At 61.5% G+C, this 9,651-nt stretch carries 7 protein-coding genes and 1 pseudogene; 3 read left to right on the top strand and 5 right to left on the bottom strand.

All coding sequences use genetic code 11. The features are described 5' to 3' along the window. A partial coding sequence (locus BFE01S_RS43780; protein ID WP_139235519.1) for a hypothetical protein occupies positions 1 to 187 on the top strand: 187 nt, incomplete at its 5' end. A gap of 197 nt (positions 188 to 384) precedes the next feature. On the opposite strand, the pseudogene BFE01S_RS36385 reads toward BFE01S_RS43780, so the two are convergent. Further along, positions 385 to 756: pseudogene (locus BFE01S_RS36385) on the bottom strand (transposase); the annotation flags it as partial. A gap of 322 nt (positions 757 to 1,078) precedes the next feature. On the opposite strand from BFE01S_RS36385, the gene BFE01S_RS36380 reads away from it, so the two are divergent. Both BFE01S_RS36380 and BFE01S_RS36370 read left to right on the top strand, forming a co-directional pair. After that, positions 1,079 to 2,479 carry an amidase gene (locus BFE01S_RS36380; RefSeq protein WP_028229677.1) on the top strand — a complete coding sequence of 467 codons (1,401 nt, stop codon included), beginning with the start codon at positions 1,079 to 1,081 and terminating at the stop codon, positions 2,477 to 2,479. Positions 2,480 to 2,601: 122 nt separating this feature from the next. Next, positions 2,602 to 3,681: a porin gene (locus BFE01S_RS36370; protein WP_245621290.1), complete on the top strand. Its 1,080-nt coding sequence runs from the start codon at positions 2,602 to 2,604 to the stop codon at positions 3,679 to 3,681. A gap of 63 nt (positions 3,682 to 3,744) precedes the next feature. Here the strand turns inward: BFE01S_RS36370 and BFE01S_RS36365 are convergent, their stop codons facing one another. The 4 genes from BFE01S_RS36365 to BFE01S_RS41640 form a co-directional block, all read right to left on the bottom strand. Further along, the gene (locus tag BFE01S_RS36365; protein ID WP_028229675.1) at positions 3,745 to 4,890 is read right to left on the bottom strand and encodes a DUF2827 domain-containing protein; all 1,146 of its coding nucleotides are present in this window, start codon (positions 4,888 to 4,890) and stop codon (positions 3,745 to 3,747) included. 36 nt (positions 4,891 to 4,926) lie between these two features. Then, on the bottom strand, positions 4,927 to 6,084 hold the full coding sequence (locus tag BFE01S_RS36360; protein WP_028229674.1) for a DUF2827 domain-containing protein: 1,158 nt from the start codon (positions 6,082 to 6,084) through the stop codon (positions 4,927 to 4,929). After that, positions 6,081 to 7,238 carry a DUF2827 domain-containing protein gene (locus BFE01S_RS36355; protein ID WP_028229673.1) on the bottom strand — a complete coding sequence of 386 codons (1,158 nt, stop codon included), beginning with the start codon at positions 7,236 to 7,238 and terminating at the stop codon, positions 6,081 to 6,083. The genes BFE01S_RS36360 and BFE01S_RS36355 overlap by 4 nt, the downstream gene beginning before the upstream one ends. Positions 7,239 to 7,913: 675 nt before the next feature. After that, positions 7,914 to 9,651 (bottom strand): YadA family autotransporter adhesin (locus tag BFE01S_RS41640; protein WP_042340028.1); only part of this gene is annotated, 1,738 nt, incomplete at its 5' end.

The raw sequence follows: 9,651 nt of genomic DNA, 5'->3' as shown, positions 1-9,651 counted from the left end.
GCAGGCGGTCCTGGATCGCTGGTCGAACCGCCGCCAGGTCATTCCACCGGAACTGATCGGGAAGATTGCGCCCACCAGGCTGGAGAGCATCAACTTGCGGGGTGTGTTTCGCTTCCCGGTTGACCGCTATGCTGACCAAATCCTGCCTTCGCGGCCAAATGCATCGATAACTGGCACCAATGGATGAAACCGACCACGGTTTGACGCCACGAATCGCAGATTTGAAAGTGAACAGGAAAGTCAATGAAATCAACGATCTACCAACACCACCTCCGCGCCAGTGCTAGCTTTTCGTACCGTCACTTATTGCACTGAAAACGAGGAGACCCCTAAGGAGGGCGGTGGGTAACGGCTCTATGCCGTTTTGTGTGGAAACGCTTCGCGTCATGTCGGCATGGCTGGCGCGAACGGGCTGGCCGGCAGGTGCTTGAGCTTGGACATGCGCAGGTAGGCGATGGCGATGAAGTTCTGGCTCGTCCTGAAGCCGCGCGCGGCGCGCTTGGCCTGCTGCAGCAGCCCGTTCATCGCCTCGACGAAGGCGTTGCTGCGGTGATCGACCATGCCGCGCACCACCGCGTCGAACCGCTCCTTGAGCGTGGCGGCCAGCTTCTTGAACGGCTCGAGCCGACAGCGCCGCGCCCAGCTCAGCCAGGCCCTGAGGTCGGATGCGGCCTGTTCGATGCTGTTGTGCGCTGTGGCCCGTGCGTACACCGCGCGCAGCGCCATCTTCAGCCGCCACGCCCGCGCGCTCTTGAGGGGGACGTCTCAGAAAACGGAAAATAAAGTACGTTAAGCCATTGGCATGGCCACCGCTCTCGCAAACGATCATTTTCAAGAAGCCACCGTGAGAATGCGGGCCGCGCCAGTGCTGGCCTTGTCCGTCCCGTTCTCGAAAACCGCTCTCGAATCGAGCCGCCGAGACTGCCGAGTTTCGAGAACAGCCGAAACGCCGCTTCCAGCGGCAGACGCCACACGCAAAGCCGCGCCGTTGCTGGATCGAGCATTCCTTAGCGTGCTTTAAATTCCGTTTTCTGAATCGACCCCAAATATCGCTACTTTTATTTCGCATAACGAAATTATGAATGAAATTCATGCGCTGGATGCCATCAGTCTTGCCGATCAATACCGGCGCAAGACGCTCTCCCCGGTGGAGGTAACTCAGGCTGTGATCGAATGCATCGATGCGTGGGAGCCGCACATCCACGCCACCTGGGCACTCGATCCCGAGGTCGCGATCGCTATGGCGCATGCCTCACAGGCACGATGGTTGCGGGATGCCCCGCTGGGTCCGCTAGACGGCGTACCTGTCACCATCAAGGAAAACTTCGCGACGCGCGGTTTGCCCGTCCCTCTGGGGAGCGCGGCCACACCGCTGATCCCGGCTACCGAGGATTCGCCGCCTGTTGCGCGCCTGGGCGAAGCGGGTGCCGTGTTTCTCTGCAAGACCACCATGCCTGACTTCGGCATGCTGGCGGCCGCGCATTCGAGCTTCCATCCGCTAACCCGCAACCCCTGGAATCTCGACCGCAATCCCGGCGGTTCGAGCTCAGGGGCCGGGGCCGCCGCAGCCGCGGGGTATGGGCCGCTCCATCTGGGCTCGGATATCGGCGGATCGGTACGTATTCCGGCGAGCTTCTGTGGCGTATTCGGATTCAAGCCGTCACTCGGGCGCATTCCCATCGACCCGCCCTATACCGGCCGCGTGGCCGGCCCCATCACGCGCACCGTGACTGACGCAGCACTCATGATGAGCGTGCTTTCTCGGCCGGACGCACGAGACCACATGAGTCTGCCGTATCAGGACATCCCGTGGCTCTCTCTTTCGGGCAGCCTCAGTGGCATGCGGATCGGACTGTGGCTCGATCCCGGCAACGATGTGGACGTGGACCCGGAGGTGTACGCGGCAATTGAAAGCGCCGCCGCGCGATTCGAAGCCGAAGGCGCGCACGTCGAATGGGTGAGTCCGTGGATAAAGCGCGGCACACTGGAAAGCGTGAGTCGCTTCTGGGGCGCACGCATGCGTAGCGAACTTGAAGCCCTGCCCGAAGAGCGGCGCGCACTGGCGTCGGAAGTCGTGCGCAAACTGGCGGATTCCGCGGCGGGAATCAGCGGTGCGGCCGTCTACAACGCCCATGCCCAGATGTTGGCCGTGCGCGCTGCCACGGTATCGGCCACGCGCGACTACGACTTGATACTGTCACCAACGTGCGCGAAGCCGGCATTCGGCGCTCATGAAACCCACATCCATCAGGAAGGACTCAGTCCGATCGAGCAGTCGATTTTCACGATGGTTTTCAACCTTTCCGAGCAACCCGCTGCTTCGATCAACTGCGGCTATACGGCGAATGGCCTGCCGATCGGCCTCCAGATTGCCGGACGACGCTTCGATGATCTGGGCGTACTGCGCGCTGCCCGCACGTGGGAAACCCTGCGCCCTGAACAGCGAACGTGGCCCAGGCCACCGCTTCCGCAGGCTTAGATCCGCTCACCCGTCGCGAACCTGACGTTCTTCCGGTCGTCGATCATCAGGATGATCGACCTCATACAGGCTTCTGTTTTTCGAAAAAGACGTAGCACATTAAATTCATTGAGGAGATCAAATTGAAGCATAAGCGATTGACGAAAGGGATTACCGTTTGCGTACTATTGGTCGTGTGCGGAGCCGCAAAAGCACAAAGCAGCGTCACGCTCTATGGCATCGTGGACGCGGGACTTCTCTACACCGACCGGACCTACAACAACTTGACAGGCAAAAACGGTCCGCACGAATTCTCCATGGTGAATGGTGGTATGAGTCCATCCATTTTCGGTGTAATGGGCGCGGAGAATCTTGGGGGCGGTTTCAAGGCCGTCTTCAAGCTCGAGAGCGGGATCGACCTCGCTAACGGTGGCTTCCAGGACTCGAACGGCGGGTTGTTCGGCCGCCAGGCCTGGGTGGGCCTCGAAAGCCCGGCGGGTACGCTTAGATTTGGCCTGCAAATGTCCCCGTTCGAGTACGCGATTCAGGACTCCGACGTCCTTTCCCTCGCGTTCTTCGGCTCACAGGAAGTCGGCTACTCCGACAATGCGCTAGCTACCGGTACGTATGTTTCGAATGCCATCAGCTATACGAGTCCGAAGATCGCTGGCCTGTCGGGCAGCGCGATGCTGGCGCTCGGCGGCGTAGCCGGCGACTTCCAGGCCGGCAGGCAGTACTCGATGAGCCTCAAGTACGAAACCGGCGGCTTCATGGTCAATGCCGCTTTCTTTGACGGTAACGGCCTGAACGACAAATTCAGTCTCACGAACTATGCACTCGAGCCATTCGTCGGAAAGACCATCGGCTTCGGCTACTATGCGGGCGGCCTGACGACCAAGGCGTCGTTCACGAGCTACAAGGTTGCTCAGTACGTCAATTACGACGTTTACAATGCCGGCGTACTCTACTCGCTCAAGCCATACTGGTACGTCAACACCGAAGTGACATTCACGAGCGACCGCGACCACACCCAGAATCACTCAGTTATGGGCGAGTTGGGCACGGAATACTATTTCTCGAAGCAGACCTCCGTGTATGCCGAGTTCGGTATTGTCGATAATCACGGACTGATCCATACGGGTCTGCAGGTGAATAACGCTCTCTTCTCTCCTGCAAACGGGACGACGCTCTCTGGTGAGGTCGGTATGCGGCATACGTTTTGATACTTGAATCGAACCGGATTTCGCAACGGAAAAGTGCATGACCTGGCTGGTGTCGGCGGTCCGCTACCGAATCGGCCTTCTCAACAGGTCGTCGAGCAGTGCCGCGTACGTCGCGACGACTTGCGGATGGTCGGGCAGATGCCGGGCGATCCGTGTCCGCTGCCGCTCGCGGTACCAGCCGGCCTGACTGTCGTGCGTCGTCAACGCTTCGATCAACCGGCGAGCGCCGGCTTCGACGTCGCTGTTTTCGTAGTAGTAGCCCAGGTCCGGGCACAGCGACGCGTTATGCACCAGCGGATAGCCCTGCCAGCACACCTCCAGGTAGAGGTAGTTCAAGGGGTTTTCCAGTTGATGCGAGATCACGATGTCGGTGTTCTCCGCCATAAAAAGCGGCGTTTCATGGCGCCCCGTGAATACAGCCTTGTGCTGGCGCACGATATCGAGCTGATTCATCAACGAGACGAATTCGGGACTTTCATGCGCGAGTTGCAGGGCATTGCACACCTGCAGCCGTTCGATATCGCCCGGGCGCTGCCGGAAGGCCAGTTCGGCAATCAGCACCGGATATAGACAAAATTTGACGATATTGATGTTCGGCTCAAGTACGGAAAGTCGCCGTGGTCCTGTGTGGGGACGGTATTCTCCGCCCGCTGGAATGTGCGGAAATTCCTTGAGTCGCGACGTCATGAAGATCGGACTCCAGACGAACGGCACCACCCGCGCCTGCTGCCGGCGGAACACCTCCAGATACGCGCGGTTCACCTCGATCTGCGGAATCATCCAGATGTCGTCGTATCGCTGGTTGACGAAAAGGCTGCTGCCCCACATCTGCTTGCGAAACAGCACGGCCTCCATTGCCAGAATGTATTCGGAGCCGCAGCAATAGGACACGAGGCGAGCGCCGCGCCGCTTGAGGTAATCCGTTGCGGCGGCGTCGATCTGGCCGCCTAGTTCGATCAGGACGTCCACCTGATCCTTGGCGACGTCGAACTGCAGCGTCGGGAGAACCTGTTGATCCCACGGCAAAGTCGGCGTGACCGGTACGGCTGTGGTGTTCACGAGCATCACGCGCGCCACACCGGGGCACTGCGCGAGCGCCAACGCGAGGTACACGGCATTTTGCTTGATGCCGTTGTTCCACATGGTTTCGCCTTCGGCATGCAGGCCGATCGTGATGCCGATCGTCACCCCTTGTTTCAACGCACGCATACTGGTCAGGCCTCCCTTCCACGAAACTCCGTCCGATCAATTCGCGTAGAGCGCGGCCAGCGCCTCGCCATACGTGCGCACGTTCTCCTCGCTTTCCGGATCGAGCGTACGCAAGAACGCGTTCGCCGTCGCGCGATAATCGGCAAGATTCCGGTCATGCTCGACGAACGCCTGATTGAGGACACGGCCACCTTCCTCGCAATCGAATTCGTGATAGCGGTAGCCGCAATTCCCAATCAAATGCGAATTGTGAATCAACGGATAGCCGCCATAGAGCGCCTCGTAATAGACGTAGTTCTGCGCGTTTTCCCAGTGATGGCTGACGACCACGTCCACGTTTCGCGTTAGCACCTCGGCAACCGGAAAGCGCCCTTCGAACGTGGCAATGCCGTGTCGCACGATATCCAGATTGAGCGCAAAATTGCTGAAGCCCGTGTGCTCTTTCAAATGCAGCGTGTTGTAGACACTCACCTGTTCCAGCAGATCGGCGTTTTTCCGGTGCACCGCCTCGCACACCAGCATGGGGATGAAGCTCGTCTTCACCATGCAGATGTTGGGTTCGAAAATGCCGGCGCGCCAGCGCCGCTTCCACGGCTGATATTCGAAGCGCTGGCCGGGACGCTGGCGAGCCATCTCGCGTTCGAGCACGAGCGGGCTCCACAGATGCGGCATCAAGCGCACGGGCGCGCGAAACGCGCTCTGATAGTAGGGTTTGCAACTGCGCTCGTATTCGGCCAGCGTCCACACCTCATGATACGGCGCACCGCTGATCAGCAGGCCCTGCGGCCTGTCGAAGATCATGCGTTCGATGTCGATCACGTAGTCGTTGCCCACGCGCATCGACACGATCTTGCCGCCGCGCTCGCGGAACGCCACCACCCACTCTTTGGCGAGCTGGGCACTCATTTCGATCATGACGTCTAGCTTCGAAGCAGCCTCGTTCATGTCGATGATCGGCACCGGCGCGCCCGCGAGAAAGTCTTTGGCGTCCTCGGGCGTGGCGTCGGAGCCGCCGGCCACGAGAAAGGTTTCCGACACGACCGGCGAGCGCATCAGCAGCATCACGAGGAACAGGCAGTTCTGGAAAATGCCGTTCTCCCACATCGACTGCCCGCCGCCCTTGCGCACGAAGATGGAGACGCCGACGCGCAGGCCGCGGCCGCCGGGAGCCTGGGGGGATAGCGTAGTGGTCATGCCCGGCCTCCTGTTGCGGCGAGGTTCGAGGTGCCGCGGCACAGATGCGTCAGCCGCGCGGCATACTGCTCGACATTGTGGTGCGCGAGCGGATCGACGGTCTGGAAGAGGCGCTGCGCGCGGGCGCGGTAGGCCGGCAATTCCGTGTCGTGCGTCTGCTCGGCGCGGCGCAGTTGCGCGCCGCCTTCCTGTGCGTCGAAGTCGGGGTAGTAGTAGCCCACATCTTTGAGCCAGGGCGAATTGTGAATGAGCGGGTAGTCGCCGTAGAGCGCGTCGAGGTAGCTGTAATTCTGGTTGTTGCCCCATTGGTGAGAGACGACCGCATCCGCGAACTGCACCATGAAGCCGACGATATCGTGCCTGCCATGGAACGTGGCGCGGTGGGTCTTCACGATATCGAGTGAATTGGCGAGATAGAGCATGGTCGGATGATCCTTGATATGTAGCGCGTTGAGCACGTGCATCATCTGGACGCTGTCGCGGTCGGCGCGATAGGCCTCGTCGCATACCAGCATCGGGATGCTGCTGGTCTTGACGACCGAAATGTTCGGCTCGAAGATGGCGACGCGCCAACCGGACCGCGCGGCGTCCGGCGACGCCTCGCGCGGCACGTAGCCATAGCGATAGCCCGTCTCGGCGACCTCCTTCGCGCGCGCCTCGAGAAACTGCGGACTCCAGATGAACGGAACCGCATGGGCATCGCAACGATGGATCGTGCGCAGCATGGGCGCGAACGCCTCGTCCTTCGGCAAATACCAGACTTCGTCGCAGCGATCGGGGCGCAACGCGGTGGACTGCTTGTTGAAGACGACCGGCTCCGCGAGCGCGACAAAGGGCTGGCCGCAGCAGTGAAACACGACCTTGCGGCCGCGCGCGCGCATGAGGTCGATCCATTTGCTGTCGAGCGCGCCGGCCATCTCGATGACGACATCCACTTCGTCGGTCGCATCCCGCATCGACATGATGCGCAGACCCAGATCGCCCATATCGACCTGAGGCGGCATCGCCCCCTGATCCCCGCAGTCGATCAGCACGACCGATGTCACGAACGGCACGCGCTGCAGGAGTTGCGCGAGAAAAATCACGTTCTGGCCGAGGCCGTTGGACCAGATGTTCTGGGAGGCGTGCGTGAGCACTGAAATTCCGATTCTCATGTTGACATCGCTATGGTTCAGGTTGGGCTGGACCCCGCAACGCTGCCACCGTCGCGGGCGCTCAAAGCGATGCCCGATAGACATCGCGGTGCAGCATCATCGCCGCATCCCCGCTCCTCATTTGGCGAATTGATCGGGGATTTCAGTCACCTTGCGTTGGGCCATGAAATTCATCCATGCCTTATCGCCTGCGCTAATTCGAGGTGTCGCCGCCTCGCGAGCCGCATCGGCGTCCCGCAGGGCTTGTAATGCTTCGGGTGACGGATAACGTCAATAAATGTTTCGCGTTCGTGTTCATGCCAGCGTGGGCATTCGCGTATTCGACTGCCACGGGTCAGCGTTCGAGCCATATGCTTTCACCATCTTGCCTGACCTCGTGCGTTAGCAAACGAAGCCTCCGGCCTGGTCGCCGCATGGACCGTACGCTCGATTATCCGCTGTTAAGTTGGAGTTGGGCCCCGGACGTGTACGAAATGTCCCAATCGCTTCGGTGCGGGACCTCGGCGCCCTCGATAACAGTCGGGACGCCGGCGAGCGACACGCGGCGCAGGATGGCCGTCATGAGTTGATTTCACCAACTGGATGCCGCGTTGGCGGCGCCCGATATTGTTGAACGGGAAACCGGGCAGAACACGTTGCGTGTGCTGCCCGGCTGGCATTACCGCTAGCGGTCAATTACCACTGGTACGAGACGCCCGCACCGTAGACGTTGCCGGCGCTGCTGATGCTGGCGCCTGCCTTAGCCTTCAGGTTCTCGGTAATCCGCACCGACACCCCGAGCGACGAGGCCGCATAGCCTTGATACGAAGCAGCGCCCACGCCGACTGCGATCGTCTTGCCCGGATCGACGTCGGGGATCATGGCCAGCGCGGAAGCCGCGGCGACACCGGAGTACGCCTTGCGGGCCACGTCGTTGACGCTCGACTGCACGCCCCACAGCTGGTTCATGTTCGCCGCGTCGGTGCCGTTGACACCCGGCGCGACGTTCGTGATACGACGCTCGTTGCCTTCGCTACCCACGGACACGGTATTCGCCTCGTTCGCAACCGAGCCTGCGCCCAGTGCCACCGAGTTGCTACCCGAGGCGGTCGAGTTCGAACCGATGGCGGTCGAGTTCGCACCCGAAGCCGTCGAGTTCTGACCGAGGCTCGAAGCGCCGTCGCCGGATGCAGCCGAACCGGACCCGATGGCCGACGAGCCATTGCCCGAAGCCGTCGAGTTCGAACCCAGCGACGTCGAGTCGTCGCCGCTGGCCTTTGCGTTGCCGCCGTTTGCCGTCGAGTTGTTGCCGCTGGCGGTGGAGCCGCTACCCGTTGCGGTCGAGTTGTCGCCGCTGGCGGTGGAGTTGCCACCCGTTGCGGTCGAGTTGTCGCCGCTGGCGGTGGAGCCACCACCCGTTGCGGTCGAGTTGTCGCCGCTGGCGGTGGAGCCACCACCCGTTGCGGTCGAGTTGTCGCCCGTCGCATTGGAGCCGCTACCCGTTGCAGTCGAGTTGTCGCCGCTGGCGTTTGCGCCCTCGCCGATTGCGGTCGAATCGTTGCCCGTGCCTGCTTCGTTGTTGACCGGACCGGTATCGCCCGTGCTGACCGACGTCGAGAGCGAGGCGAGATTGCTCTCGGTCGTGCTCAGGCCCGTCGAGGTCGACGTGGACAGCGAAGCGAGGTTGCTATCGCTCGTGCTCAGGCCGGTCGAGATGGAACCCACGCCCGTGGACAGCGAAGCCACATTGCTGTTGGTCGTATCCAGCCCCGTCGACAGCGATGCCAGGTTGCTTGCGGAAGTCGACAAGCCTTGAGCGACGGTGGTCGACAGGCTTTGGAGTGCCACGACATTGGCGTACAGCTCCGAGCCGTTGACAGCGTCGGTACTCGTTGCGCTGATCCGACCTGCCGCCACGTTGGTGAGCTGGCGTTCCGCACCCGGCGCGCCGATGCTCACAACAGAGTTCGGTTCCGAGCCAGCGAACTGGTAGGGCTGGCCGCCGATCGTCGCACCGGCAACCCGATTGGCAGCAGCGGTGACCGACCCCGAACCCAGTGCGACGTCGCCCGGGTTGAGTGCGGCGGCCATCGAGCCAAGCGCCACGCTATTGTTACCGGTCGCATTGGCGCCGTTGCCAACCGCGACTGCGCTCGCGCCGGCTGCCGTTGCGTTCGGACCAGCAGCCAGGGCGTTGATGCCGGTGGCGCCGTCGTTGGCGTAGTTGCCTTGCTCGGTGCCGCCGTCATTGACGCTGAGGTAGTGAGACGTACCCGCTGCGATCGCCGTGGACAGGGATGCCTGGAGGTCGCTGGCCGTCGTCGAGAGGCCCGTGGACAGCGAGGCTACGTTGCTGTTCGTCGTGCTTAGGCTCGTCGAGATTTCACCAACGCCCGTGGAGAGCGAGGCTACATTGCTATTGGTCGTGCTCAGG

It is taken from the genome of Paraburkholderia ferrariae NBRC 106233 (assembly GCF_000685035.1).
GTDB lineage: Bacteria > Pseudomonadota > Gammaproteobacteria > Burkholderiales > Burkholderiaceae > Paraburkholderia > Paraburkholderia ferrariae.
Note: the sequence above shows the minus strand (reverse complement) of the source record. Positions and strands in the feature narration are given on the sequence as shown.

What these genes read in the sequence shown, in the direction of transcription:
- BFE01S_RS36355 (WP_028229673.1), bottom strand. Translation starts at nt 7,238, where the DNA reads ATGAGAATCGGAATTTCAGTGCTCACGCACGCCTCCCAGAACATCTGG.
- BFE01S_RS36380 (WP_028229677.1), top strand. Translation starts at nt 1,079, where the DNA reads ATGAATGAAATTCATGCGCTGGATGCCATCAGTCTTGCCGATCAATAC.
- BFE01S_RS36360 (WP_028229674.1), bottom strand. Translation starts at nt 6,084, where the DNA reads ATGACCACTACGCTATCCCCCCAGGCTCCCGGCGGCCGCGGCCTGCGC.
- BFE01S_RS36365 (WP_028229675.1), bottom strand. Translation starts at nt 4,890, where the DNA reads ATGCGTGCGTTGAAACAAGGGGTGACGATCGGCATCACGATCGGCCTG.